This is a genomic window from Bradyrhizobium sp. 21, assembly GCF_023073335.1.
Classification (GTDB): domain Bacteria; phylum Pseudomonadota; class Alphaproteobacteria; order Rhizobiales; family Xanthobacteraceae; genus Bradyrhizobium.
The window spans coordinates 44,001-69,859 of sequence record NZ_JADPJG010000029.1 but is presented as its reverse complement, the minus strand read 5'-3'; the positions used below and the strand labels follow the sequence as shown (position 1 = coordinate 69,859).

At 64.3% G+C, this 25,859-nt stretch carries 30 protein-coding genes and 1 riboswitch; of the genes, 16 read left to right on the top strand and 14 right to left on the bottom strand.

Annotation, left to right across the window (positions count from 1 at the left end):
• Positions 1-29 precede the first annotated feature (29 nt).
• Complete coding sequence (locus tag IVB31_RS23675; protein ID WP_247328338.1) at positions 30-428, bottom strand: hypothetical protein; 399 nt, start codon at positions 426-428, stop codon at positions 30-32.
• Positions 429-466: 38 nt separating this feature from the next.
• Positions 467-697, bottom strand: a complete 231-nt coding sequence (locus tag IVB31_RS23670; RefSeq protein WP_247328336.1) for a hypothetical protein — start codon at positions 695-697, stop codon at positions 467-469.
• 101 nt (positions 698-798) lie between these two features.
• Between IVB31_RS23670 and IVB31_RS23665 the strand changes: the two genes are divergently transcribed.
• Together IVB31_RS23665 and IVB31_RS23660 are read left to right on the top strand one after the other, a co-directional pair.
• A complete protein-coding gene (locus IVB31_RS23665; RefSeq protein ID WP_247328334.1) occupies positions 799-1,620 on the top strand; it encodes a helix-turn-helix transcriptional regulator in 822 nt (273 codons plus the stop codon).
• Positions 1,621-1,699: 79 nt separating this feature from the next.
• Entirely contained in the window at positions 1,700-2,365 is a 666-nt protein-coding gene (locus tag IVB31_RS23660) for a DsbA family oxidoreductase (RefSeq protein ID WP_247328332.1), read from the top strand.
• 6 nt (positions 2,366-2,371) lie between these two features.
• On the opposite strand, the gene IVB31_RS23655 is transcribed toward IVB31_RS23660, so the two are convergent.
• Positions 2,372-3,544: a GNAT family N-acetyltransferase gene (locus IVB31_RS23655; RefSeq protein ID WP_247328328.1), complete on the bottom strand. Its 1,173-nt coding sequence runs from the start codon at positions 3,542-3,544 to the stop codon at positions 2,372-2,374.
• A 171-nt stretch (positions 3,545-3,715) separates the two neighbouring features.
• Between IVB31_RS23655 and IVB31_RS23650 the strand changes: the two genes are divergently transcribed.
• A complete protein-coding gene (locus tag IVB31_RS23650; RefSeq protein ID WP_247328324.1) occupies positions 3,716-4,144 on the top strand; it encodes a YeeE/YedE family protein in 429 nt (142 codons plus the stop codon).
• 5 nt (positions 4,145-4,149) lie between these two features.
• On the top strand, positions 4,150-4,614 hold the full coding sequence (locus IVB31_RS23645) for a DUF6691 family protein (RefSeq protein WP_247328322.1): 465 nt from the start codon (positions 4,150-4,152) through the stop codon (positions 4,612-4,614).
• Positions 4,615-4,671: 57 nt separating this feature from the next.
• On the opposite strand, the gene IVB31_RS23640 is transcribed toward IVB31_RS23645, so the two are convergent.
• Entirely contained in the window at positions 4,672-5,004 is a 333-nt protein-coding gene (locus tag IVB31_RS23640) for a hypothetical protein (protein WP_247328319.1), read from the bottom strand.
• Between the two features lie 107 nt (positions 5,005-5,111).
• Positions 5,112-5,516 carry a hypothetical protein gene (locus IVB31_RS23635; RefSeq protein ID WP_247328317.1) on the bottom strand — a complete coding sequence of 135 codons (405 nt, stop codon included), beginning with the start codon at positions 5,514-5,516 and terminating at the stop codon, positions 5,112-5,114.
• A gap of 152 nt (positions 5,517-5,668) precedes the next feature.
• Here IVB31_RS23635 and IVB31_RS23630 point away from each other — a divergent pair, with 152 nt between their 5' ends.
• Both IVB31_RS23630 and IVB31_RS23625 read left to right on the top strand, forming a co-directional pair.
• Entirely contained in the window at positions 5,669-5,902 is a 234-nt protein-coding gene (locus tag IVB31_RS23630) for a hypothetical protein (RefSeq protein ID WP_247328315.1), read from the top strand.
• Positions 5,903-7,951, top strand: a complete 2,049-nt coding sequence (locus IVB31_RS23625; RefSeq protein WP_247328313.1) for a pyrroloquinoline quinone-dependent dehydrogenase — start codon at positions 5,903-5,905, stop codon at positions 7,949-7,951.
• A gap of 46 nt (positions 7,952-7,997) precedes the next feature.
• Here IVB31_RS23625 and IVB31_RS23620 read toward each other — a convergent pair whose 3' ends face one another.
• Entirely contained in the window at positions 7,998-8,240 is a 243-nt protein-coding gene (locus IVB31_RS23620; protein WP_247328459.1) for a PilZ domain-containing protein, read from the bottom strand.
• A gap of 181 nt (positions 8,241-8,421) precedes the next feature.
• On the opposite strand from IVB31_RS23620, the gene IVB31_RS23615 reads away from it, so the two are divergent.
• Positions 8,422-8,715, top strand: coding sequence for an HdeA/HdeB family chaperone (locus IVB31_RS23615; RefSeq protein ID WP_247328311.1), 294 nt, complete (start codon positions 8,422-8,424; stop codon positions 8,713-8,715).
• 108 nt (positions 8,716-8,823) lie between these two features.
• Here the strand turns inward: IVB31_RS23615 and IVB31_RS23610 are convergent, their stop codons facing one another.
• A complete protein-coding gene (locus tag IVB31_RS23610) occupies positions 8,824-9,288 on the bottom strand; it encodes a PaaI family thioesterase (protein WP_247328309.1) in 465 nt (154 codons plus the stop codon).
• Positions 9,289-9,433: 145 nt separating this feature from the next.
• Between IVB31_RS23610 and IVB31_RS23605 the strand changes: the two genes are divergently transcribed.
• The 3 genes from IVB31_RS23605 (at position 9,434) to IVB31_RS23595 (ending at position 10,328) form a co-directional block, all read left to right on the top strand.
• Complete coding sequence (locus IVB31_RS23605) at positions 9,434-9,568, top strand: peptidylprolyl isomerase (RefSeq protein WP_247328307.1); 135 nt, start codon at positions 9,434-9,436, stop codon at positions 9,566-9,568.
• A gap of 107 nt (positions 9,569-9,675) precedes the next feature.
• Positions 9,676-9,969: a hypothetical protein gene (locus tag IVB31_RS23600; RefSeq protein WP_247328304.1), complete on the top strand. Its 294-nt coding sequence runs from the start codon at positions 9,676-9,678 to the stop codon at positions 9,967-9,969.
• Between the two features lie 104 nt (positions 9,970-10,073).
• Entirely contained in the window at positions 10,074-10,328 is a 255-nt protein-coding gene (locus IVB31_RS23595) for a hypothetical protein (RefSeq protein WP_247328302.1), read from the top strand.
• 10 nt (positions 10,329-10,338) lie between these two features.
• Here the strand turns inward: IVB31_RS23595 and IVB31_RS23590 are convergent, their stop codons facing one another.
• Together IVB31_RS23590 and IVB31_RS23585 are read right to left on the bottom strand one after the other, a co-directional pair.
• On the bottom strand, positions 10,339-10,572 hold the full coding sequence (locus IVB31_RS23590; protein ID WP_247328300.1) for a hypothetical protein: 234 nt from the start codon (positions 10,570-10,572) through the stop codon (positions 10,339-10,341).
• A gap of 242 nt (positions 10,573-10,814) precedes the next feature.
• Complete coding sequence (locus IVB31_RS23585; protein WP_247328298.1) at positions 10,815-11,003, bottom strand: hypothetical protein; 189 nt, start codon at positions 11,001-11,003, stop codon at positions 10,815-10,817.
• A 279-nt stretch (positions 11,004-11,282) separates the two neighbouring features.
• Here IVB31_RS23585 and IVB31_RS23580 point away from each other — a divergent pair, with 279 nt between their 5' ends.
• Positions 11,283-11,540 (top strand): DUF2798 domain-containing protein, encoded by a 258-nt coding sequence (locus IVB31_RS23580; protein WP_247328457.1) that lies wholly within the window; start codon positions 11,283-11,285, stop codon positions 11,538-11,540.
• 814 nt (positions 11,541-12,354) lie between these two features.
• Here the strand turns inward: IVB31_RS23580 and IVB31_RS23575 are convergent.
• On the bottom strand, positions 12,355-12,522 hold the full coding sequence (locus IVB31_RS23575; RefSeq protein ID WP_247328296.1) for a hypothetical protein: 168 nt from the start codon (positions 12,520-12,522) through the stop codon (positions 12,355-12,357).
• A gap of 256 nt (positions 12,523-12,778) precedes the next feature.
• On the opposite strand from IVB31_RS23575, the gene IVB31_RS23570 reads away from it, so the two are divergent.
• On the top strand, positions 12,779-12,934 hold the full coding sequence (locus IVB31_RS23570) for a hypothetical protein (protein WP_247328294.1): 156 nt from the start codon (positions 12,779-12,781) through the stop codon (positions 12,932-12,934).
• 842 nt (positions 12,935-13,776) lie between these two features.
• On the opposite strand, the gene IVB31_RS23565 is transcribed toward IVB31_RS23570, so the two are convergent.
• On the bottom strand, positions 13,777-13,974 hold the full coding sequence (locus IVB31_RS23565) for a hypothetical protein (protein WP_247328292.1): 198 nt from the start codon (positions 13,972-13,974) through the stop codon (positions 13,777-13,779).
• A gap of 701 nt (positions 13,975-14,675) precedes the next feature.
• Between IVB31_RS23565 and recA the strand changes: the two genes are divergently transcribed.
• Together recA and IVB31_RS23555 are read left to right on the top strand one after the other, a co-directional pair.
• Complete coding sequence (gene recA / locus IVB31_RS23560) at positions 14,676-15,764, top strand: recombinase RecA (protein WP_247328290.1); 1,089 nt, start codon at positions 14,676-14,678, stop codon at positions 15,762-15,764.
• A gap of 79 nt (positions 15,765-15,843) precedes the next feature.
• A complete protein-coding gene (locus IVB31_RS23555) occupies positions 15,844-16,860 on the top strand; it encodes a hypothetical protein (RefSeq protein ID WP_247328288.1) in 1,017 nt (338 codons plus the stop codon).
• A 49-nt stretch (positions 16,861-16,909) separates the two neighbouring features.
• On the opposite strand, the gene gcvP is transcribed toward IVB31_RS23555, so the two are convergent.
• The 3 genes from gcvP to gcvT form a co-directional block, all read right to left on the bottom strand.
• Positions 16,910-19,774 (bottom strand): aminomethyl-transferring glycine dehydrogenase, encoded by a 2,865-nt coding sequence (gene gcvP, locus IVB31_RS23550; protein ID WP_247328455.1) that lies wholly within the window; start codon positions 19,772-19,774, stop codon positions 16,910-16,912.
• Between the two features lie 171 nt (positions 19,775-19,945).
• Positions 19,946-20,314, bottom strand: coding sequence for a glycine cleavage system protein GcvH (gene gcvH / locus IVB31_RS23545; RefSeq protein WP_247328286.1), 369 nt, complete (start codon positions 20,312-20,314; stop codon positions 19,946-19,948).
• Between the two features lie 9 nt (positions 20,315-20,323).
• Positions 20,324-21,472: a glycine cleavage system aminomethyltransferase GcvT gene (gene gcvT / locus IVB31_RS23540; protein WP_247328283.1), complete on the bottom strand. Its 1,149-nt coding sequence runs from the start codon at positions 21,470-21,472 to the stop codon at positions 20,324-20,326.
• 163 nt (positions 21,473-21,635) lie between these two features.
• Positions 21,636-21,725, bottom strand: a riboswitch (glycine riboswitch).
• 222 nt (positions 21,726-21,947) lie between these two features.
• Here gcvT and alaS point away from each other — a divergent pair.
• Positions 21,948-24,626: an alanine--tRNA ligase gene (gene alaS / locus IVB31_RS23535; RefSeq protein ID WP_247328281.1), complete on the top strand. Its 2,679-nt coding sequence runs from the start codon at positions 21,948-21,950 to the stop codon at positions 24,624-24,626.
• A gap of 4 nt (positions 24,627-24,630) precedes the next feature.
• Positions 24,631-25,857 carry a cyclic nucleotide-gated ion channel gene (locus IVB31_RS23530; RefSeq protein WP_247328278.1) on the top strand — a complete coding sequence of 409 codons (1,227 nt, stop codon included), beginning with the start codon at positions 24,631-24,633 and terminating at the stop codon, positions 25,855-25,857.
• The last annotated feature ends 2 nt before the right edge of the window (positions 25,858-25,859 follow it).

The window sequence follows — 25,859 nt, the reverse complement described above, 5'->3', positions numbered from 1 at the left end:
CTGCTGGTGGTGACCGGGTCGACCAAAGATCACGCCGCCATCACGCTCCCACTCCTCCGCAAGCCCACATATTGCAGCTCGGCAAATATGCCGGTGGCGATCGCCTGCGCGACGACCATGAGCTCGCCGGCAAGGTTCGGCGACACAGCACCCGAGAGCAGCAGCGCGATGCTGCCGACCGTCCAGGCCGCGTTGCCGATCACGACCAGCAGCACGAGCGGCTTTGCCACCGAGGCGCGTGAGGCGAGCCAGCCGACCAGCGCGGTGTAGGCGATCAGGAACAGGCCGGTCTCGCGCAGCAGTGCTTCGGGCAGGTTGAACAGCGTGGCGAACGCGCCGGCGCCGAGGGTGAAGCCTGTTGCGGCGATGCCGCTGAAGATGGCGTCGGCAAGAAGCGCGCGGCGGAGGAAGGTGGATGCGTCGATCATCGTGGGTCTCCATAATTGGGTTGGGTGCGAGGTAAAACTCATTGCAATCCGCGCCACCAGGCGCGGAGCAGGCGGGCGAGGCGGAACGGGCAGAGACGTCTGCCGACGCCGTGCTCGAAGGCTGTGACCTGCGCGACCACATAGTCACCGGTCGAATGCACCAGCGGCTCGGGCATGCTGAGGCTGTGTGCCAGCATGCGGGTCGCGAGCGTCACGGCCCAGGGAACAAGGTGGTCTGTGACGGTCCGGTAGAGCAGCAACGCGATCATGGTCGTCTCCTGTTGCGAACGAAGATGCGCGTACCCAGGGACCAATTCGATTACCTCGCGGGTAATGGAAGGGGTGAAATCTGCATGCTAGGTTTTCGGCCATGAACGCACATGCATCCACGGCACAGGCCGAACGCAGCCAGCCGGTCCATATCGGCGACCATTTGCGCGAATGGCGGCAGCGCCGCCGCATGAGCCAGCTCGATCTCGCAGGCGAGGCCGAGATCTCCGCGCGCCATCTCAGCTTCGTCGAGACCGGCCGGGCCGCACCCTCGCGCGACATGGTGCTGCGGCTCGCCGAGCGCCTCGACGTGCCCTTGCGCGAACGCAACGTGCTGCTGGTTGCCGCAGGCTTTGCCCCGGCCTTTCCGCAGCGCGCGCTGGAGGATCCCGCCTTGAAATCAGCCCGCCAGGCGATCGACCTCGTCCTCAAGGCGCACGAGCCAAATCCGGCGCTGGCTTATGACCGGCACTGGAATCTGGTCTCCGCCAACCGCATGCTGGCGCCGCTGCTCGCCGGCGTTCCGCAGCGGCTGTTGGCCCAGCCCTTGAACGTGCTGCGGCTCGCCTTCCATCCCGAGGCGCTGGCACCGCGCACGGTCAATCTCGCGGAATGGTGCGGGCATCTTTTGGAGCGGCTGCACCGGCAATGCGAGGCGACGGCCGATCCTGAGCTGATCAAGCTCTACAATGATCTGAAGAGCTATCCGATCCCGGCGCGCGCGGCGCCACTGTCGAGCGACAATGTCGCGATTCCCTTCAAGCTGCGCCACGACGGGGAGATACTAAGTTTCTTCTCCACCACCATGGTGTTCGGCACGCCCGTCGACATCACGCTGTCGGAGCTGGCGCTGGAGACGTTCTTTCCCGCCGACGAGCGCACGGCCGAACGGCTCAGGCAGATGGCCGCAGCCATGACCTAGCGCCCTCATCTGGCGCTCTTGCCTCGGGGCGGGTTCGGCTTATCTTGGGTCAAACCCGCATCGCCCGAAGGAGGCGCTCATGAGCACCCTGAAACCGCTCCAGATCGATGTCGTCTCCGACGTGGTGTGCCCCTGGTGCTATATTGGCAAGCACCGGATCGAGAGCGCGCTGGCGCTCGTGCCCGACGTTCCGGTCAAGCTCAACTTCCGTCCCTTCTTCCTCAATCCCTGGGTGCCCCGCGAGGGTATCAGCCGCGAGGATTATCTCACTCAGAAGTTCGGCTCGGTCGAGGCCTACAAGGGCATTGCGGGGCGCGTCGTTGCGGCCGCGGGCGAGGAGGGCCTGATCTACCGGCCCGAGCGGGTCGCACGTCAGCCCAACACGACCGACTGCCACCGCCTGATCCTCTGGGCCGAGGCGATCGGCAAGGCGCCCGAGATGAAGCAGCGCCTGATGGAGCTGTATTTCCGTGACGGCGGCGATCTCACCGACGCGAACGTGCTGGTGCAGGCGGCTGCCGACGTCGGCCTGGATGCCGACGACGTGCGCAAGCGCCTTGCCACGGACCAGGATGTCGCGCGCGTTTCGGCGGACGCGCAGGAAGCCGCCGAGAAGGGCATCTCCGGCGTGCCGACCTATGTCTTCGCGCAGAAATACGCAGTGTCCGGCGCGCAGGATCCGAACATGCTTGCAAACGCGATTCGGCAGGTGTCGGCGGAAATCAATGCACAGGCTGCGGAATAGCTTCGCTTATTTGCGGAGCAAATGGACCACGCGTCGCGCAGCTTCGTGCGCGATTTTGAGGCCGGACAGTGCTGCGTGAATGAGCGCCACAACCGGGTCCTTCCGCCGCAGCGGGATCAGCACATCGCCGATTGCGAAGCGCCCGCGCCAGATCGGGTTGATCATGGGGTGGTCCGCGCTCGCGGTTGAATCCGCGCTGGCGATGGCGGGGTCGGCGCAGAGGTGGCGGGTGAGGTCGAGCGTGAGCTGCACGCCCGGCGAATATTTTGCAAAGCGTTCGTCGATGCCGAGCTTGAAGAAGAAGGCGCGGTCCTGATGGCGCAGCACGATGCCGGCGGCCACTGGAATCGTGCCGGCGCGCAAGGTCACAATCTCGCACTGTGCGGTCTCTGCCAGCGCTGGGACGGCGCGGCGGATGAAGGTCGCATCGCCGGCATGCTGGATCAACGCGGTGCCGCGCTTGCCCTTCCAGCCGCCGGATTCGAGCTGCAGGAAGGTTTCGAGCGCAGGCCGGATCTCGTCCGGCTTGCGCGCGACGTCGAAGGCGACGGGGCCATGCTCTTCGAGGCGATGGCGCTGGCGACGCAGCTCCTTGAGCTTTTTGGTGCCGAGCGCCTCATGCAACAGTGTTTCGCCATCCTGCGTCGCATCTAAGCTGGCGCGGATGTAGGACGAGAGGACACGCGGCTTCAGGCCGTCGCGGTCCAGAACCTGGTTGATGGCGGCCATCGCCGCACCGTCGAGCGCGACGTCGTTCAGCACGAGCGCATGCGCACCGGCCTCGCGCGCCCGCTGCAACAGACGCGTGGCGGCTTCCATCGGCGCGTCGCGGTCGATCAGCGGGCTGCACAGCGTGCCATAGGGATGCGCGCTCACCAGCGCGGGGAGGGGGACCTTCCATGCGCGCCAGAGCGAAATCACCGGCATCAGCCCGATCAGGCGGGTCGAAGCTCCATCGAAAGCGGGAAGCGCCGAGGCATCCGTGCGGCCGCGCGCGGATGCGCTCACGGCGAGCTCCCAGCCCGGCAAATAATATCCGTTCGGCTCGATCGCGCGCTGCGCGAGCGCGCGCCATTGGCCGGGTTCGATCGCCGTGAGAGGGACGCGCGCGCGCAACGCCGCCGCGGCATGCTTTGCCGATGCCGGATTGATCGCAGCCTGGTGCGCGATATCGACCACGTCCCGTCGTTCCCCGTTCAGGAGGTCATGCTTAGCGCAAAGATTGGAAAATACAGTTGGGACGCCGCTTCAATTCGAGTGGTAATATTAACATCTCATTGAGCATGCGGGCGCTCGGCGGCCGGACGCCGCGATGGGTACGCGAAATCGCTCTCGATCCGGAGGATGACGATGGTCGCCACACCATTCACGCCGCTTGCATCGCTCCTTGGCGGTGCCCTGATCGGTCTGTCCGCCGTGCTCCTGATGTGGGCGACGGGGCGGATCGCCGGGGTCAGCGGTATCGCGGCGCGGTTGTTTCCGCCTTACGAGGATCGGCAATTCACCGGCCGGCTCGCCTTCGTCGCGGGCCTCGTCGTCGCGCCCATCCTGGTGCGCCTTGGCACCGGAGGCTTGCCGCCGCAGACGATCGCTGTGGCAACGCCGCTTCTGATTGTCGCCGGATTGCTCACCGGCTTCGGCGCGGTGTGGGGCAGCGGTTGCACGTCGGGCCATGGCGTCTGCGGCCTGTCGCGGCTGTCGGTGCGCTCGCTGGTCGCGACCATCACCTTCATGGCGACTGGCGTCGTTACAGTGTTCCTGATGCGGCACTGGAGCTGACTGCGATGGCCATCCTCGTTCAATTCGCGATCGGCCTGATCTTCGGTCTCGGCCTCATCGTCTCCGGCATGTCGAACCCGGCAAAGGTGCTGAATTTTTTGGATGTCGGCGGCATACCGGCAGGCACGTGGGATGCGAGCCTCGCTTTCGTGATGGCCGGCGCGGTCGCGGTGACCTTCATCGGCTTCAGCCGCGTGCTGAAACTCGCGCGGCCTGTCCTCGCCGACCGCTTTTACGTCCCGACGCGAAAAGATATCGATCCGAGAATTATTGCCGGTCCCGCCATCTTCGGCATCGGCTGGGGGCTGGCGGGTTTCTGTCCGGGACCGGCACTCACCGCGCTTGGGTTCGGTTCGGCCTCCGCGTTCATCTTCGTCGTTGCGATGTGCGCCGGCATGGTGCTCGCGCGTGTCATCGCAAACTTGCCGACGTCGAACATCGTCGCGCCGGCCGATCCGCTCGAAACCTGAAATGGACAGGACCGGGCGAGTGTCTCGTCCGGTCCTGCCGCATTACAACGTTATTGGTTACCAGCGGTCCCCGCCGACACCGACGCCCACGCTGACGCCAGGTGCGCGGATGCCGACGCCGCCGCGCGGACCATCGTCCCAGTCGCGATAGCTGCGACGCTCGTAATAACGCTCGCGCGGCATGGTGTTATAGGAATCGCGCACGATCACGCGCGCGCCGCCCCGGCTGCGATAGCAATTGCCGGCATCGTCGCAGACCAGCCGGACCTGCTGAACGAGATCGGGGCTGGTGTATTCGCTGGTGGTGTAGATGTCGGCGGCCTTCGCGCCGCTCGCCGCGGCCATAGCTCCGATACCCGCCAGCAGTGCAATCGTGAATGTCCTCATCATGACCTCCTCCGTCCAATGCTGCCCTTGGCCGTAACAAGAAGGGGAGACGGCGATCGTTCCGGTCGAATTACAGGTTTTTCCCGGAACCGATCGCAGGTCGGTGTGATTTAGATCGGCTCGTAGCTTTCCGATCCGCAAATGTCGTCTGCCTCCGCGCGCCGCCGATCGACGACTTTTCCGCCCGTGATGGTCACGATGTAGGTCTGGGCGCCGAGTGATGAGCCGGTCGCGGACGTGAGCTGCGCGCGGACGCAGGCGGTCCAGCCCGGTCCCCGTACTTCACGATGGGGCGTGGCGACATGCACCTCGCGCGGATAGGACGTGTTGAGGAAGACGAATTCGATCTGCTCGCGGACGACGCGCTTGACGTCGGGGGGCAGTTCGGGCGGCTGCTGCTCGGCTTCCTTCATGCGCATGAACTCGGGCACCGGCGCGCGGCTGTCGGCAAAGCCGCAGGCACCGAGCGCGAGCGCGCCGGCCAGCAGCACCGCTTGAGCAATAATCCGCAACATCCGTGAAGGTCCCCTGCGGGCCAACAGATAGGCATGATTGCGATCCGACGAAGTCCGGGCCGATCAAAATTTGCTGAAGCCCTGAAACCGTCGGCATTTGCTATTCCGGAATTGCAGGCTAATTTGTACCCCAGACGAGGGGGATTGCGCCGATGAGGATTTTGGTCATAGCGGCCGCGGTGCTGGCGCTGACGGCTGTCTCCGCGCAGGCGCAGATGGGCGGCGGCAGGCGCCAGCCCAACGAGGGCGGCCAGAAGGCGGATAACAAGCCCAAGGTGGACGAGAAGGCCTACAAGGCCGCTCTCGAGCGCATTCCGGAGTCCAAGGAGAAGTATGATCCGTGGAGCGGGGCGCGTCCGCCCGAACCCGCCAAGAAGCCGAAATAGGTGAAGCGGGTGTTGGCGACCCGCCCATTCTATTTGGCCGCTCTCATCACGCTCCTCTTGTTGTCGTCGCGACCAGGCATCGCCTGGGAGAGCTGGGGCGGCGATCCCGGCGGCTCGCGCTTCTCGCCATTGCGAGAGATCACGCCCGACAATGTCGGCAATCTGGTTCGGGCCTTCGAATTCCACACCGGCGATGTCGCGGCGCGGCCGAGCGAGGTGATGCGGCGAACCAAATTCCAGGCGACGCCATTGTTCGTCGAGGACAGCCTGATCTTCTGCTCGCCTTTCAACGAGGTGATCGCGCTCGATCCCGGCACGGGTGCGCAGAAATGGCGCTACGATCCCAAGATCGCCACCAATCAGCGTCCCGCCAATCGCTATGTCTGCCGCGGGGTCACCTACTGGATCGACGAAAAGGCGCCTGCGGGTGCCGCCTGTCGATCACGCATCTTCATGGGCACGAACGACGTCCGCCTGATCGCGCTTGATGCAAGGACGGGAATTCCCTGTCCCGGTTTCGGCAATGGCGGCGAGGTCAGGCCCGAGATCGGCATGGCGCTGGATTGGCCCGGCGAATTCCAGATCACCTCGCCGCCGGCGATCGGCCGCGATGTCGTCGTGATCGGATCCGCGATCGGCGACAACCGCCGCGTCGACGCGCCGAGCGGCGTCGTGCGTGCATTCGACGCGCGCACTGGTTCAATGCGGTGGACGTTCGAGCCGCTCAAGCGCGGCGGCATCGAAGCCGGTCACGCCAATGTCTGGGCGCCGATGTCGGTCGACGCGGCGCGGGGCCTGGTGTTCCTGCCGACATCCTCGCCGTCGCCGGATTTCTGGGGCGGCAAGCGGCCGGGCAACAACGAGCACGCCAATTCGGTGGTCGCGCTCCGCATCGAGACCGGCGAGCTCGTATGGGCATTCCAGACCGTGCATCATGACGTCTGGGACTACGATCTGCCGGCGCAGCCGACGCTCACGCGCATCGACACCGGAGAAGGCCAGCGCGATGTCGTGATCCAGCCGACCAAGCAGGGCTTTGTCTTCGTGCTCGATCGCGACACCGGCAAGCCGGTGTGGCCGGTCGAGGAACGCGCGGTGCCGCAGGACGGCGCGGAGGGTGAAAGGCTGTCGCCGACGCAGCCGTTCCCGACGCATGTGCCGGCGCTGACATCGCAGGCGATCTCGACCGATGATGCGCTCTCGCTCTTTCCCGGCCCGCGCCGGTCGTCTTGTGAAAGACAATTCGCGGAGGCGCGCAACGAGGGGCTCTTCACACCGCCTTCGGTGCGAGGCACGCTGGAATTCCCCTTCACCGGCGGCGGCGTCAACTGGGGCAGTGCGGCGTTCGATCCCGTCAACCAGATCCTGTATGCCAACACCGGCCGCGCCGTTCATCTCATCAAGCTGATCCCGCGCGCGGAGGCTGCTGGATTCGATCCGCCGCCTGGCCATGATTTCGGCCAGCAGAAGGGCGCGCCGTTTGCGATGTCGCGCTCGGTGGTGATGTCGCCGCTCGGGTTTCTCTGCAACAAGCCGCCCTGGGGCGAGATGGTCGCGGTCGATCTGAAGGCCGGCAAGATCCTCTGGCGTTCGACGGTCGGCACCACCGAGGACCTCGCACCATTGGGCGTGCCGCTGCCCTGGGGCGCGCCGCTCCTTAATGGGCTCGCGGTCACCGCAGGCGGGCTCGTGTTCACCGGCGCGATGGACGCCTATTTGCGCGCCTTCGATGCGCGAAGCGGCCGGGAGCTGTGGCAGGGACGGCTGCCGGTGCCCGGCGTCGCCAATCCCATGACCTATCTCTGGAAGGGCGAGCAGTATGTCGCGATCGGCGCCGGCGGCCACTCCGAGGCCGGCACCTCGATCGGCGACAGCGTCGTTGCGTTTCGCCTGGCAAGATCCGGCGAGGAGCCGTCATTGTGGTCGCGCACCATCGATCGTCCCGGCGGACGGTTTCTTGCGGCATCATCGGCGATCGTGCTCGCGATCGTCGCGCTCGTGGTCGCAAGCCTGCGCTGGCGTCGCCGGCGTCGTATAGCGCGAACATGACGCAGCATCGCGCGCGCGATGCGAACGTTCGTTCACATCATATGCACTACCGTACGAAAGCGAGGCCGATGCGCGTGTCGCTGCGCCAGACGGTGCGGCAATTCCGCACGAAATTGTCGCGCGCGATCGCGAGCGTGAATGATTGCGGCAATTTGACGGGAGCATCGAGGTCGATCGCTGCGCCGCCTTCAGACATGTTTCGCACCGTGCACGCGATTCCGCTATTTTCAAAGGTGAGCGTTCCACCCTTGAAAACACGGTGACGCGGCGCTGCACGCTTCTCGATCATCGGCATTAATCCATAACGATGATTGTGAAGTAGTGCATAGAAATTACGTTGAAATAAATTCAATACTGGCGCTACTTGCACAGCACTTCAGATTTCGTTTACGACGTTGACGCGGAGGTAGCTCCGCCGAGTTTCCCCACAAGCCTTTCGTTTATGGCGTCACGCGCCGATGGAGATATTGATGAAGACCACGCTTTCGCTTTTGTTCGCCGCGGCGCTCTCGCTGTTGTCGATGCCCGCCCACGCCACCAAGCTCGATCTCGCGACCATGAGCTGCAAGCAGTTTCTCGAGAGCGGCGACGACACCATCAAGATGGTGCTGACCTGGATGGATGGCTGGTACAAGGGCGACGAGGACAACGCGATCATCGACACCGACGTGTTCGTCGAGAATGCCAAGCAGTTCGGAACCTATTGCGGAAAGAACCCGAACGTCAGCATCGTCACCGCGGCCGACGAAGTGCTCGGCAAGTAGTGTCTCCTGCGTGACGACGCGAAGCGCGATCGCAATCGCGTTTCCTGATTCCATCCAGAGCCGCGGTGCGCTTTGCGCTCACGCGGCTTTCTTCTTTACGGCTGACGCTCACCCCGGCAGCATCGCGAACGCGCTCGAGACCATCGCCACCGGCTTGTTGTCGCTGGCCGAGAGCAGCGTGACCCGGCCAAAGCTCATGGTGCGTCCGAGCCGCACCACGCGGGCATCGGCCAGCACGTCCGACGAGGAGACGGCGCGCATGAAATGCGTGGTCTGGTCGACCGTCGTCATCGGACGATAGCCGCGGTTGGCGGCGAGGTTCGCGATCACCATCGCGGTGTCGGCCAGCGCCATCAGCGCCTGGCCGCAGACCACGCCGCCGTTGCGGCACAGCCGCTCCGAGAACGGCATGCGCAACAGCGCCGCCGGCTGCCAGTCCGGCACGTCCGGCGCCGGCAGGTGCTCGATGCGCTCGACCGACAAATTGAGATCCTGGACCCAGGGCGCAAAGACCTCGCTGAGGATGCGTCGGGCCTCGATGATACCGAACTCGGCTTCTGGCTGCGATGGCATTGCTGTCGTTTCCTCCCTTGTTGCCGGATGTTGCGGCCATTCTGAGCGGATCGGCGCGGCAAAGTCACCCGGTCTGCCGCGGGTCCCGTCGGCTTGAAAATGCCTGACTTCGCCCGATATGATGCCATGGAGTGGGGATGGGTGGATGATGTTGCGTCGGTATGTCCTGGTGTTTTGTCTGGCCGCGCTCGGCCTTGCGCTGAACGGGTGCACCAAGTGCGGCCCGATCTGGGACGACTGGCTGAACGCGCCGAAATCGTGCAAATCGGACCGGCTCTAGTGGGCCGAGCGGCCCCTGCGGTCGCGACCCGGCTGTGAGACCCGGCTGTGACAAGGACGACAAGGCGCGGGCGATCCGCGCCGTCATGGATGATCAAGGAGTAGATGATGAAGCTTTTCCGTATGGCCGCGGTGCTGGCCGTGCTGGCGGGACCGGCCTATGCGCAAATGCCCAATATCAATCTGCTGCAGGAAGCCCCGGGCAAGACCCCCGAGGAGAAGGCCGCGGAAGCCGAGCGGGACAAGGCCTACAAGGAAACGCTGAAGAAGATTCCGGACTCCAAGGCGTCCAACGATCCCTGGGGCGGCATGCGCGCCGATCCGCCGAAGCAGCCGGCGGCGCCAAAGGCCTCGGCCGCGACCAGCGCGCCCAAGAAGAAGTCCGGCACGACCGCCAATTGACTGTCTTCCTGATCGGAGGCGGCTGCGCCTCCGGCCGGGACTCCACTTTGGCCGGCCTGCTTCCTACATCTGGCGAGAGCGTATTGCGTCGAGGAGGGCAGGACATGGCCGATCGTCCGCGGGATCTCGCCGAGCGGATGGCGCGCCGGCGCAGGATCGGCGGCAAGCCGGGCCCAACAGCCGGCGACGGCTATCTGCGCGAGACCTTCACGCTGCCGCGCGCGGCGGCGCGGGAAAGGGCGCAGGCCTTCTTCGCCCGCTATCCCAAGGCCGGTTATATGAGCGCGGTCGAGAACTGGCGCGAGCTGCCCGACGGCGAGATCGAATTCACGATGCGGCGGCTGCCCAGCGCGGACTAGGGAGGGATCCCTATTCGAAGGTTTCAGCGGTGAGGCGGATCCGGAACACGGGCGCCTTGGCCTCGTCCAGCAGCTCCATGTGCCATTCGGAGTTTTCCTGGAGCTTGCGGGCGATGCCGGCGGCCATGTCGGCGCAGACGCTGGTCATCTCCTTCCAGGCCAGATCGCGATTGGCAAATTCCGACGCCTGGTCGGCACAGCCGGAATAATTTCCGTTCCGGATGCGAAAGAAGTAGAGCGGCATGGCTGGCACCGATCGCGCGTGAAGACCCCGCCCCCAAAGGCCGTCCTTCAACAAGGCCGTCCCGAGAAGGCCGTCCCTCGAGGCCATGGGCGGGCGCACTCCAATCCCAAACCAGCTGCAGATCAATTCCGGGCGGCTACGGAATACACCCGGTGGCGCCATGGCGCCCTTGCAGGCCATGACGTGCCGCGGCGTATATGGCGCCGGGCCGCCGCCGATCCGGCCGGTTCAGGCCGTGCGGTTCAGGCCGTTTTGCGCCCGATCGCTTTCAGCTCCCGATCGATGCGCAGTTGCACCCGCCGGATCGCCAGGAGGTCGATCTTGGTCTCGGTCCTGCCGGCCTTGATCTGCTCGCCGATCCGGAACTGCCACTGCCAGATTCCAGGAATGGCCGTCTTGGCGACGGTGAACTCCACGCCCCTGTGGTTCATGGTCAACTCCCACGATTCACCTTCCAATCACTGCGAACATGTTGGGCGGCGTATTATTCCGGGGACAAGCAAATTCTGTCGGTAAGTCCCGGATAGTTCACGGCTATCTCGCAAACGCACGCGCTCCGAAACAAACGAAATCGAATCTCGAAAGACGGCGCCCACGAGACCGCCATGCCCGTGGTTCTCCGACCGTGAACGGAGTTCCTCGGCCCTCCGGGCGCTTGCGACGGCATGTGGTTTGCTTGGCCCGATGACGGCAACCAATATGGGCGCGTCATGCTCGGCATTCCCCGGCGCTACTCTCATTTCGTCTTCGGTGTCATCCAGTCCGGCCTGACCTCGCTGATCGCGGCGGGGATCGCCAGCCTGCCCGCGGGCAGCGCGATGGTCTTCCTCGCGCATTGGATGGTGTCGTGGCTGATCGCATGGGCCGCGATGCTGCCGATCGTTCTGCTCGCAGCGCCCGCGATCCGCGCCTTCTCGCTGCGGCTGACGCGGGAGGAGTGTGGCTCGCAAACCGGCCGGCCGGCATGAAAAAACCCCGCTTGGGAAGAGCCAAGCGGGGAGCAGGTTATTGGAGGCTGAGGTGCTGGGCTGCAACACCATAGCCAGACGACCCTAGCCGGCTCAGCTTACGACAGCCTGACAGGCCATCAATCGGATCGGCCCCGGTGCGTTCGCCTGGGCCCGCGAACAGAAAACCCCGCTCGGGGAGAGCGGGGTCGTCGACCGGGTATGGAGGCCCGGTGTTGGTCCACCGGGCACGACCAGACTAGGAGACGAGGCTTACGCGTGCCCGACAGGGGCCTGCGAAAGTCGCGATCGGAGGCCCCAGACTGACCCCGCACCCGTCCCAATTTCGACATCCGTTCGCACGACTGCGGACACACAGGCAGGCGAGATTCCGCACCGACGGCGACGCCATGGGGGAAACGTGGCGCGCCGGCAACGGGGTGGCATCATGGACAACGTAGAGCGGTCATTTGCCGCCGCGACGGCGGCTGGCTTCGTCGTGCTGGTGATCGGCATCGTGTTGCTGGCGTTGCTGTAGGGCGGCGGAGCCTGCCTTGGGACAGTGGCACGCCCGGCCCAAATTGCAGCTCCCGCGCTGGAAGGCCTGCGCGCCTTTTAAAAAAAGTGGAAAACAACCCCATGCACAGTAGCCCGCTCGGAAATCTCGTCGCTCTATCAATGGCTTACAGGTAGTATTTAGATACCATATCGGACGCGATTCGTTCGCCGGGGCATGCGAATGGCGATTTGGATACTGTTCTCTCGAGATGAACAGGGCCGCCGCCTGCCGCGGCGCTGGCGCGGCCTCGGCCAACACGAAGCCCACCCTGGCAGCCTAATGAACCTTGATCGCGTCCAGCGGCAATTGGAGCTCGGCGGCGCGCTCTTCGCGGTCCCGCTTGCGGAACTCGTTTTCCTTGCGCTCGAACTTGATCATCTCCTCCCGCGCCGCCTCCAGCAGGGGATTGCGCCTGGTCGTATGGTGGTGCGTGTTTTCCGCCATGACTGAGATCCCCAGAGTTACGGTCCCCATCCCAAGGAAAACCCAAGACCGCAAAAAAGTTTCGGTGCCGCAGAATTGCGGAATTATGACGGCGCGCAAACCGTCTGTCTTTGATGCGCGTCATCTTTTGAGTCGAAGAGGGAATCGCTTCGGGAGACTACGGAATCCCGCTCAACCTGTGTTAGAAAACGGTTTGACACGCTGCCGAATTCAACAGGGCGCGAGATCGAAGAGCCCACGCACGGGAGAGGCGCACATGACCGAGCAGAAGGACGTCGAATTCAACTGCGCTGAATGTGACGGGACGGGCCGAGACACCGGCATGAAGCCGGCTCGCCTTGGTGAAAAGATCGAGTTTCGGCCCTGCACGAAATGCGGCGGCTCGGGGAAAATCAGAAAAGCTGCCAACTGAGGCAGGCTCTCTCCCGTCTTTGAACGGCGCGTGGCAATTCTTGTTTTGATCCTTATCGCCCTCGCCATAGCTGGGATGATGGTGGAGAATTATTGGGACTGTCGCCTGTCGAAAGGGGGTTCGTTTAGGGAGTGCGTACCGCCGCATCCGGTGCCGGGCGGCATCTACTAGGTCGACCGGGCCGCCGCTGCTCGCTTCAACTTGGGGGTACTGCGCTCGGAAACAGGTCAGCCCCCACATCCGGGTACTGGCCCCGCGTGTGGCAGCAATCGTCATGACGATGGTTGGCTCAAAGAGTCGGCTTCGTGCAACGCCTGACCGCGCCTCTAGAATGTATGTGGAACGGGCGCATTCAATTGCAGAAAAGTATCACAAGCTGTTTGACCACGAGAACCCCGCGGATTCGTTCGCAATTACTGACGACTTCGTGTCGGCAGCCGCATCACCGGCCCCCAGAGCATTCCAATCTCGCGATTGAAGATCGGCAGTTTCCATATGGTCGAAGGGAAGCGGCTGCAGGTGAATTCATCTGCCGAACGATACCAGCGGGAATTGGCCTACCTACTCAGCATCCTTTGAAACGAAAGAGGCCGCCCCCTGAGGCGGCCTTACTCTTTGTCCTCGGTCCAGCTGCGTTCGCCGCACTGGCATTCAAACACGCGGACGGTGAGGCCTCGGACCGGGTCCATCATTTTGTGCGCTAGTCTTGGCTGAGCGCCGCAACCGCAGCGCCGTTCCTCCCGGGTCTTCGGTCCTGAAAACTTGTCGCCGCTATAGAAGTTCATAAGCTCACCCTGCCAAAGGCGAGTCACTAAGTATCAAAGTGCACATTTGTTCCAAAGCTAATCTGGCGGCTGCAGTCCCGGGGATCTCAACCACTCGCTCATGTGCGAGCCGGTTTCGGCCTGCCGGGCGCGGCGCAACAGCTGCTCGCGCTCGATACCTGGGGGGACTTCTTTGGCTTGTTCTCGGAGGCGTTCGGCTTGTTGGGCTAGACGGTCTTCAAGCGATTGCGTTTGCCTCACTCGACGGCGTTCCATAGCTCTCTCTCCCGATCGTTGCGGAACGGGATTCAGAACGCCTTGCCTTGAGATCAGGTTCCCGGGGTCCACAAATCAGGCCTCTGCGAAATTCAACTAGTTTGAAAATGAGGGGCCTGTTTCGCACCGCGGAATTTTATATCTATTCTCGATGAACGAGCGCCTAGTAGTTCCATCACCGGCCCATCACGGCCTCTAACGGTGACTGAGAGCCCCGTGCTCCCGCCAAAATGCGGAGCCATCCTATGATCAAGCTCATCACCCTAACGGAACGCTTAACTCAATTGGCGAGCGCCGCTCGTAGCCAGGCAGAGTCAGCACCTCCGGGCCCTAAGCGGGTAGCTTTGTTAAAGGCAGCGCAACTGAGCGAGAACGCCTTACACATTCAGAAATGGCTGAGTTCATCAGGATTGCGTGCCCCTAGTTAAAACGGCTGCGGCAAAGCAACGAAATCCCGAATAAGGCCGCCTCAGTTGGCGGCCTCTTCATTCAAAGATGTCGTCCTTTGGCGCCTCGTCTTGTTCGGCAAGGCTTTCCTTGTCGATCTCCAGCTTTTTGACTAGCCGCTCGATTTCCTTGACGCCGCCGCAAAAGAACATATTGCGAACCTAGAACAAATAGGGTACGTTGCCTTTATCGACGGACCGCCTCGCCAATCGTTTGTCCCTCACGCGAATCCTCGTCATAAGGAGCACGACCCGATGTCCACCACTGCGCTGCGTATCGTCGAAGGATCCTCCATGGACAAGACTAAAGCCTTGGCCGCCGCGCTCTCCCAGATCGAGCGGCAGTTCGGCAAGGGCTCGGTGATGAAGCTCGGCAAGAACGACCGCTCGATGGATGTCGAAGCGATCTCCTCGGGCTCGCTGGGGCTTGATATCGCGCTCGGGATCGGCGGCCTGCCGAAGGGGCGCGTCGTGGAAATCTACGGGCCGGAATCCTCAGGGAAAACCACGCTGGCGCTGCATACGGTGGCGGAAGGGCAGAAGAAGGGCGGCATCTGCGCCTTCATCGACGCCGAACACGCGCTCGACCCGGTCTATGCGCGCAAGCTGGGCGTGAACATCGACGAGCTCCTGATCTCCCAGCCGGACACCGGCGAGCAGGCGCTTGAAATCTGCGACACGCTGGTGCGCTCCGGCGCTGTGGACGTGCTGGTGATCGATTCGGTTGCGGCGCTGGTGCCCAAGGCCGAACTCGAGGGCGAGATGGGCGATGCGCTGCCCGGCCTTCAGGCCCGCCTGATGAGCCAGGCGCTGCGCAAGCTGACCGCGTCCATCAACAAATCCAACACCATGGTCATCTTCATCAACCAGATCCGGATGAAGATCGGCGTAATGTACGGCTCGCCGGAAACCACCACCGGCGGCAATGCGCTGAAGTTCTATGCCTCCATCCGTCTCGACATTCGCCGCATCGGTGCGATCAAGGAGCGTGACGAGGTGGTCGGCAACACCACGCGCGTCAAGGTGGTGAAGAACAAGCTGGCGCCGCCCTTCAAGCAGGTCGAGTTCGACATCATGTACGGCGAGGGCGTCTCCAAGATGGGCGAGATCCTCGATCTCGGCGTCAAGGCCGGCATCGTCGAGAAGTCTGGCGCGTGGTTCTCCTATGACAGCCAGCGCCTCGGCCAGGGCCGCGAGAATTCGAAAGCGTTTTTGAAGGCCAACCCCGACATCACCGCCAAGATCGAGACCTCAATCCGCCAGAACTCCGGCCTGATCGCCGAGCAGATTCTCGCCGGCAGCCCCGAGCGTGACGCCGACGGCGAGGAGCCGGCGGACGAGTAAGCTTCGACAGAAGAGTTTTTTCGCGAGGAGCGGGCGCTGAGGATGTTGAGTTGCCGACGTCATCGGTGCCCGTTTCGTTTTGTGTGAGGGCACCTCGGACATGAGGCGTATGATTCTGACCAGTTCGTCCGGGATTGGTCTCATCCACGCCGACCGCGCGGAAATTGTCGTCCCGCTGATCTTTCGGTTCGTGTCGGGACCGCTGCCCACGTCATACCATCTTGATCAATATCTCAACGGTCGCATATTCCCACGCGATCCCGAGGTGCATTGGTCTGACCTCGTCAGGCGATCCTCCCAGACGGGTCTCGCGCATAAGGACACTTGGCTGGTCTGGTTCTGTGAGGTTTGCGGTGTCGATCGCATCGAGCTGTGGTTCGATCCTGAACCCAACAGCCAATTGCTATTGATCTGGATCCTCGACTATCTGCGGTCTCATCCATCCATGATCGAGCGTCTGCGCCTGCGGCTGGTCGATTTCGACTTGCTCGGAGCCGACGTCGCGGCGCTTCGCAATCGTCCCGTCAGGGAGTTCGACGTCGGCGACAGCGATCTCGAGGCTGCCCGGATGACCTGGGAGGCTTACCGGGGCCCAACGCCGGAGCTCTGTTTCGGACTGCTCGGTCGGGAGTTTCCGAGGCTCCCGTTCCTGAAGCCGGCGATGGAAGAATTGCTGGCAGAACTGCCGTCGCCGGTCACGGGACTTGGCGCTACGGAAACGCGGCTTCTCGAATTGATCGCGCAGGGACACAACCGTACCAAGGAGCTGTTTCAGCCGGGCGGGCTGCTTGAGATGCGCGTGTTCGACCAGTGGGAGCTCGGCCCGTTGCTCGAAGGGCTAGCGTCCGGCCCGATGCCGGCGATCGCGGGTCTCGATCCGAAACTCGCGATCTTGCCACAGCACGATGCGCGAGGTCGCAACGCCGCCTATCGCCGGAGTCGGCTGTCGCTGACCGAATTTGGCGAAGCACTCCTCGCGGGCCGGGAGGATTTCCGCCGCCACAATCCGATTCGGCGCTTTTGGGGCGGCACGCTTCTGACCAACCAACGGCTGTGGCGGTGGGATCGCGAAAGCCGATTGTTGGTCGCGCCTTAGGCTTTCAGAAGCGTCATTGCGAGGAACTCTTGCGACGAAGCGCAGCCTGTTACTCCGCGGCCTCCGCGTAATCGCTCACCGGCGGGCAGGAGCACACCAGATTGCGGTCGCCATAGACGTTGTCGACGCGGCCCACGGGGCACCAGTACTTGTCGGTGCGTGAGGTGCCCGCAGGGAAGCAGCCCTCGGCGCGGGTGTAGGCGCGATTCCACGCATCGTCCGCGATGTCGTGCACCGTGTGCGGAGCGTGGCGCAAGGGCGACGCCTCGATCTTGAAGCGGCCGGCTTCGACCTCGGCGATTTCTTTCCGGATCGCGATCATGGCGTCGCAGAAGCGATCCAGCTCCGCCTTCGATTCCGACTCGGTCGGCTCGATCATCAGCGTGCCCGGGACCGGGAAGCTCATGGTGGGCGCGTGGAAGCCGTAATCGATCAGGCGCTTTGCGATGTCGTCGACGGTGACGCCGCTGGTCGTCTTCAGCGCCCTGGGATCGACGATGCATTCATGCGCGACGCGGCCCTTCTCGTTCTTGTAGAGCACCGGGAAGTGCGCATCGAGGCGGGCTGCGACATAGTTAGCGTTGAGGATCGCGATCTCGGTGGCGCGCTTCAGGCCTTCGCCGCCCATCATCAGAATGTAAATATAGGAGATGGTCAGGATCGAGGCCGAGCCGAACGGCGCCGCCGAGACCGGGCCGACCGGCGCGTTCCCATCCGTCGTGGGATGGCCCGGCAGGAACGGCGCGAGATGCGCCTTGACACCGATCGGGCCCATGCCGGGGCCGCCGCCGCCATGCGGGATGCAGAAGGTCTTGTGCAGATTGAGATGGCTGACATCGGCGCCGTAATCGCCGGGCCGGGACAGACCGACCTGCGCGTTGAGGTTGGCGCCGTCCAGATAGACCTGGCCGCCATGGCCGTGGACGATGTCGCAGATCTCGCGAATGTGCTCCTCGAACACGCCATGCGTCGAAGGATAGGTGATCATGACCGCGGCGAGATCGTTCGCGTGCTTTTCGGCCTTGGCGCGGAGATCGTTGACGTCGACGTCGCCGTTCTTTTCGCAGGCGACCACCACCACGTCCATGCCGACCATCGCGGCGGAGGCCGGGTTGGTGCCGTGGGCGGAGGAGGGGATCAGGCAGACCTTGCGGTGGCTCTCTCCGCGCGCGGCATGATAGCCGCGAATGGCGAGCAGCCCGGCATATTCGCCCTGTGCGCCCGAATTCGGCTGCAGCGAGATCGCGTCATAGCCGGTGATGTCGCACAGCCACTTCTCCAGGCGCGCGAACAGCGCGTGATAGCCGCGTGCCTGCTCGCGCGGGGCGAACGGATGCAAGGAGCCGAACTCCGGCCAGGTCAGCGGCATCATCTCGGTGGTCGCGTTCAGCTTCATCGTGCACGATCCCAGCGGGATCATCGCGCGGTCGAGCGCGAGGTCGCGATCTGAGAGCTTGCGCATGTAGCGCAGCATCTCGGTCTCCGAGCGATGCGCATGGAAGACGGGATGGGTGAGGAAGGAGGTCCCGCGCTTGAGCGCCTCCGGCAGCGCCTCGCGCGTGGTAGCGTCGATCTCGGCATAGGCAAGCGTGCCGCCGAACGCGCGCCACACCGCTTCCACCGTCGCGGGCGTGGTGGTCTCGTCGAGCGCGATGCGCAAGCCGTTTTCGCCAACGCCGAGATTGATTTTTTCGGCAACCGCGCGCGCGACGATCTCGGCGCGCTTGCTGCCGGCGTCCACGCTGAGCGTGTCGAAGAAGTTTTCAGATTGTAACGCAAAGCCGAGCTTGCGCAGGCCGGTCGCCAGCACGGCCGCGCGACGATGCACATTGCGTGCGATCTGCGCCAGGCCCTCTGGGCCGTGATAGACCGCATACATCGAGGCGATCACGGCGAGCAGCACCTGCGCCGTGCAGATGTTGGAGGTCGCCTTCTCGCGGCGGATGTGCTGCTCGCGGGTCTGCAGCGCGAGACGGTAGGCCGGCATCCCGCGCGAATCCACGGAGAGGCCGACGATGCGGCCGGGCAGCGAGCGCTTCAGCGCATCGCGCACTGCCATGTAGGCGGCGTGCGGCCCGCCATAGCCCATCGGCACGCCAAAGCGCTGCGCAGAGCCGATGGCGATGTCGGCGCCGAGTTCGCCGGGCGAGGCGAGCAGTGTCAGCGCCAGCAGATCGGCGGCGATGATCGCGAGTGCGCCCTTAGCGCGCAGTGTCGCGATCGCGGGCCTGAGGTCACGCACGGCGCCCGACGTGCCCGGATATTGCAGCAGCGCGCCGAGCACGTCGGTCTTGTCGAGATCGGTGAGGGGATCGCCGACGATCAGGGTCCAGCCCAGCGGCTCGGCGCGGGTGCGCATCACAGCGAGCGTCTGCGGATGCACGTCCTTGTCGACGAAGAAGGCCTTTGCTTCGACCCGCGAGTGCCGCTCCGCGAGCGCCATCGCTTCGGCCGCCGCGGTGGCCTCGTCGAGCAGCGAGGCATTGGCGACGTCGAGCCCGGTCAGGTCGCAGATCATGGTCTGGAAGTTCAGCAGCGCCTCGAGCCGGCCCTGGCTGATCTCGGGCTGGTAGGGCGTGTAGGCCGTGTACCAGGCCGGGTTCTCCAGAATGTTGCGCTGGATCACCGCGGGCAGGATCGTGCCGGAATAGCCTTGGCCGATCAGCGAGGTGAAGACCTGGTTCTGGGCGGCGAGCTCGCCCATATGCGCGATCGCCTCGGTCTCGCTCAAGGGCTTGCCCAGATCGAGCGGGGTGGCCTGCCGGATCGAGGCGGGCAGCGTCTCCGCCATCAGCGCGTCGACGCTTCTGGCGCCGACGGCCTCCAGCATGGCGGTGACGTCGCGCGCCGAGGGGCCGATGTGGCGGCGAACGAAGGGGGCGGTGTCGCCGTTGGATTTGCGGTGCGCGGTCATCATGGGTCCTCGCTTTCAATCATCTCTCGTCGTCATCGTCCGCCTTGTGCGCAATTGCGCACTGGGCGGACGATCCAGTATGCCGCGGCCTCTCGGTTCAATCCGCGCCGCCGGTCGTTACTGGATGCCCCGCCTTCGCGGGGCATGACGATCGGTTGAGTCTGCTTCATCTCACGCCGTGTGGGCCTTGTAGGCGGCTTCGTCCATGAGGCCGCCGAGTTCGCTTTTGTCGGCCATCTTGATCTTGAAGAACCACGCCTTGCCCTGCGCGTCCGAGTTTACCAGCGCCGGCTCGCTTGCGAGCTCGGGGTTGGTCTCGAGCACCTCGCCGCTAACAGGCGCGTAGACGTCCGATGCGGCCTTCACCGATTCCACGACGGCGGCGGGTTCGGCCTTCTTCAGCGTGCGGCCGAGCTTGGGCAATTCGACGAACACGACGTCGCCGAGCTGCGACTGCGCGTAGTCGGTGATGCCGACGGTGGCGACGTCGCCGTCGATCGCGAGCCATTCGTGGTCGGAGGTGTACAGCGTCGTGGTCATTTCTTGTCCTCAGCGTTTGTAGGTATTTTTCACGAAGGGCATGGCGGCGATTGTGAGCGGCAGCCGCTGGCCACGCACCTCAGCGAAGAGCTTTGTATCGAGCGCGCTCTGGCTCGTGGGCACATAGCCCATCGCCACCGGCGCATTCAGGCTCGGGCCGAAGCCGCCCGAGGTGACCTTTCCGATCGGCTCGCCAGCGGTCGCATCCGCAAACAGCAGCGCGCCCTCGCGCACCGGCGCGCGGCCATCAGGGCGCAGGCCGACGCGGCGGCGGGATGCACCATTGTCGAAATGCGCGAGAATTTTTTCGGCGCCGGGAAAGCCGCCGGCACGCGCGCCGCCGCGGCGGCGGCTCTTCTGCACCGACCATTCCAGTGCGGCCTCGACCGGCGTGGTCGCGGTGTCGATGTCGTGGCCGTAGAGACAGAGCCCGGCTTCCAGGCGCAGGCTGTCGCGGGCGCCAAGGCCGATCGGCATCACCTCGGGATTGTCGAGCAACGTCTTGGCGAGACGTTCGGCGTCCGCGGCGGGAACGGAAATTTCAAAACCGTCCTCGCCGGTGTAGCCGGAGCGCGAGACGAAGCAGTCGATGCCGGCGACCTTATGCGGGCCGGCATCCATGAACTTCATGCCGGGCGCCTCTGCACATAATTTCGTCAGCACCGATTCCGCCTTCGGGCCCTGCAACGCGATCAGCGCGCGGTCTACAAGCGAATCGATGACGCAGTCGTCCGCGAGATTCGCACGCAGATGCGCCTCGTCCTCTGCCTTGCAGGCGGCGTTGACGACGAGGAACAGATGGTCGCCGAAATTGGCGACCATCAGATCGTCCAGAATGCCGCCGACCGAATTGGTAAACTGGGCGTAGCGCTGCCGTCCTCGCGCAACCGCGACGATATCCTGCGGCACCAGCCGCTCCAGCGCGCGGGCGGCGTCCTCGATCCTCCCGGATTTCGGCCGAAGCGCGAGCTGGCCCATGTGAGAGACGTCGAACAGGCCGGCCTGGCTGCGGGTATGAAGGTGCTCCTTCAGGACTCCGGCCGGATATTGCACGGGCATGTCATAGCCCGCGAACGGCACCATCTTGCCGCCGAGGGAGACATGAAGCCCGTGAAGGGGCGTATTTTTCAGGGACTCTTGGTCGTCGCGCGCAAGCATCACAGGGGCCCTCGGCGGTTCCCCGGAGACGATTCTCCGGTGGACACCAGTCGAAGCCCCATCTGTCGCTGTGCCTGAGAGTATTATCCCGTCGGCGGACGCTATCCGGGCCAACCCACGTTAAAGGGTTTTGGCCCGCCGGCGCCTCTTTCCAGATGCTGTCAAAGCCACGCGGTCCTTTTGCCTGAGAGTTTCCGGGGCGGTTGCTCCTTCGGCGCCGGCTACCAGTGCCGGTCTCTCCCGACGTGGCCGTACGATACAGATAGGTAAAGACCACAGCCCGGCCAAGCCTGTCAACGCGGCACTCGCGCCTTTCAACGGGATTGCGCACCTGCGGCAACGCTTTGATCTCTCTGCACAGTTTCTGGACAGCGAAGCTGGCCTTGTCTAAAAGCGCTTCTGTCCGCAGATATCAGCCCAAACTCGCGGTTTGGATGGCGTATGAGCGGGCCCAAGCACACCCGATTGGATGAACATGAGCGGCGTCAACGAGATCAGGTCGACCTTTCTGAACTTCTTTGCCGAGAACGGCCACGAGATCGTGTCGTCCTCGCCCTTGGTGCCGCGCAACGATCCCACGTTGATGTTCACCAATGCCGGCATGGTGCAGTTCAAGAACGTGTTCACCGGCGTCGAGAAGCGGCCCTATCAGCGCGCGACCACCTCGCAGAAATGCGTGCGCGCCGGCGGCAAGCACAACGACCTCGACAATGTCGGCTACACCGCGCGCCATCTCACCTTCTTCGAGATGCTCGGCAACTTCTCGTTCGGCGACTATTTCAAGGAGCGCGCCATCGAGCTGGCCTGGAAGCTGATCACCAAAGAGTATGGGCTGAAGAAGGACAAGCTGCTGGTCACGGTCTATCACACCGACGACGAGGCGGCCGACCTCTGGAAGAAGATCGCCGGCTTCTCCGACGACCGCATCATCCGCATCCCGACCTCGGACAATTTCTGGGCGATGGGCGACACCGGCCCGTGCGGCCCGTGCTCGGAGATCTTCATCGATCGCGGCGATCACATCTGGGGCGGACCTCCGGGGTCTCCGGAAGAGGACGGCGACCGCTTCCTCGAATTCTGGAATCTCGTCTTCATGCAGTACGAGCAGGTGACGAAGGAGGAGCGCGTGGCGCTGCCGCGTCCCTCGATCGACACCGGCATGGGCCTGGAGCGCATGGCCTCCGTCATGCAGGGCGTCGACAGTGTGTTCGAGACCGACCTGTTCCGTCATTTGATCGACGCGACCGCCTCCGCGCTCGGCAGCGGACCGAACGAGCAGACCGTCGCCTCGTTCCGCGTCATCGCCGACCATCTACGTTCGTCCGCCTTCCTCGTCTCCGACGGCGTGCTGCCCTCGAACGAGGGCCGCGGCTATGTGCTGCGCCGGATCATGCGCCGCGCCATGCGCCACGTGCAGCTGCTCGGCGCGAAGGATCCGCTGATGCATCGGCTGGTGCCGGTGCTGATGCGTGAGATGGGGCAGGCCTATCCTGATTTGATGCGCGCGGAAAAGCTGATCGAGGAAACGCTGCGGCTGGAAGAGACCCGCTTCCGCAAGACGCTGACGCGCGGCCTCGCCATCCTCGACGAGAAGAGCGCCTCGCTCAAGAAGGGCGACATGTTCGACGGCGACGTCGCCTTCACGCTCTACGACACCTATGGCTTCCCGCTGGACCTGACGCAGGACGCGTTGAAGTCGCGCGGCATCAGTGTCGACCAGGCCTCCTTCACCGACGCCATGGAGCGTCAGAAAGCCAAGGCGCGCGAATCCTGGAAGGGCTCGGGCGAGGCGGCCTCCGAAGCGATCTGGTTCCCGCTGCGCGAGAAGTTGGGCGCCACTGAATTCCTGGGCTACGAGACCGAGAGCGCCGAAGGCGTGGTTTCCGCGCTGGTGAAGGACGGCAAGGAGGTCGACAGCCTCAAGGCCGGCGACACCGGCGCGCTGCTGCTGAACCAGACGCCGTTCTACGCGGAGTCCGGCGGCCAGGTTGGCGACACCGGCGTGCTGGTCGGCGAGGGCGGGATCAGATTCCGCGTCACCGACATGCAGAAGAAGCTCGGCGATCTCTTCGTTCATGTCGGCACGGTCGAGAGCGGCGAGCTGAAGCTCGGCACCGCGCTCCAGCTCGAGGTCGATCATAACAGGCGCTCGTCGATCCGCGCGCATCATTCGGCGACGCACCTCATTCACGAGGCGCTGCGCCAGGTGCTCGGCGATCACATCGCCCAGCGCGGCTCGATGGTTGCGCCGGATCGTCTGCGTTTCGACTTCGTGCATCCGAAGCCGATCACGGCGGAGGAGATCGCCCGCGTCGAGGACATCGCCAACGACGTAGTGCTGGAGAATGACGAGGTCACGACCCGCATCATGGGCGTCGATGAGGCCCGCGAGGCCGGCGCGCGTGCGCTGTTCGGCGAAAAATATGGCGACGAGGTTCGCGTCGTCTCGATGGGCAAGACCGCGCGCGAGCACGGCGCCAATGCGATGGGCTGGTCGGTGGAGCTCTGCGGCGGCACGCATGTGAGGCGCACCGGCGATATCGGCCTGATCACGCTGACCGGCGAGAGCGCAGTCGCCTCCGGCGTGCGCCGCATCGAGGCGTTGACCGGCAGTTACGCGCGCAGGCACGCCAACGAGACCATGGCGCTGGCGAAGACCGCGGCCAACGAGCTGCGTACCTCGATCGACGAGGTTCCGGCGCGCATCAGTGCGCTGATGGAGGAGCGCAAGAAGCTCGAGCGCGAGCTCTCCGACGCCCGCAAGAAGCTGGCGATGGGCGGCGGCGCAGCGAGCAGCAATGGCGCAGCCTCCGGCGTGCGCGAGGTCGGCGACGTCAAGCTGATGGCGCGTGCGGTCGAGGGCATCGAGATGAAGGATCTCAAGAGCCTTGCGGATGACGGCAAGAAGCAGATCGGCTCCGGGGTCGTCGCCATCGTCGGCGTCACCGGGGACGGCAAGGCCGGGATCGTGGTCGGCGTCACCGCCGACCTGACCTCGCGCTTCAATGCGGTCAATCTGGTGAAGGTCGCTTCCGAAGCGCTTGGCGGCAAGGGCGGCGGCGGCCGGCCCGACATGGCGCAGGCCGGCGGTCCCGACGGCGCCAATGCGGCGGCGGCGCTCACGGCGATCGAAAAAGCGATGGCAGGCGCGTGAGGCCGTGCGCCCCGTTCCGCGAGGACGAGGCCCAGTCGATCCCGATTTGAGGGATCGCCTCTACGAATTGCTGGAGCACGATCCGCTGGCCTATTCGGCCGAATCGCGCTTCATCCAGCTGATCATCAGCGTCATCGTGCTCGACGTCGCCGCAATGATCCTCGCCTCGGTGCCGGAACTGGACGCGCAGTTCGGCGTCTTGTTTTCGGCGATCACCATCCTCTGCGTCATCGTGTTCGCGCTGGAATATGCCGCGCGGCTGTGGACCGTGGCGGGCCACACGCCGCGCAAGGGTTCGGCGTTCTCCGACCGGCTGGGTTATGCCTTCTCCGCGCTCGGGATCATCGATCTGCTGGCGTTCCTGCCCGCCACGATCGTGCTGGTTACCGGGCGGCATGCGACGCTCGCGGCGCTCGGCGTGCTGCCGTTCTTCAAGCTCGTTCGTTATTCGCCGGCGATGCGCTCGCTGCTCGCCGCCGTGCACGCCCAGCGTCGGGCGCTGATCGGCTGCATCGTCATCCTGATCGGCGCCGTTCTGACGTTTGCCTCGCTGCTCTACGCCATCGAGCGTGATGTGCAGCCCGACAAGCTCGGTACCATTCCGGACGCGATGTGGTGGGCGATCGTGACGCTCGGCACCGTCGGCTATGGCGACGTCGTGCCGGTGACGGCGCTCGGAAAATTCATCTCCGTGTTCGCCATCATCGCCGGTTTCGCCATGATCGCGCTGCCGGTCGCGATCATCTCCACCGCCTTTGCCGAAGAGTTGAAGCGGCGCGACTTCGTCGTCACCTGGGGCATGCTGGCGCGGGTGCCGCTGTTCTCGCATCTCACCGCATCGGAGATCGCCGATATCATGCGGCTGCTCCGCGCGCGCACCATCGAGCAGGGCGAAATATTGGTGCGGCGAGGCGATGCCGCCTCGTCGATGTACTTCATCACCGCCGGCGAGGTCGAGATCACGCTGCCGAGCCAGCAGGTGCGGCTCACGGACGGCACTTTCTTCGGCGAGATCGCGCTGCTGCACAAGACAAAACGCAGCGGCACGGTGACGGCCACGCGCAAGACGCGGCTGCTGGTGCTCGACGCCCAGGATTTTCACGCCCTGATCGCGCGCATGCCGACGCTTGCCGCACACGTCCATCAGACCGCCAAGGCGCGGCTGGAGGACACTGGCGATCTCGCGGCGGCAGAACTGGCGCAGGCGGAGCGCGAGGGCACTGACCGCTGAGC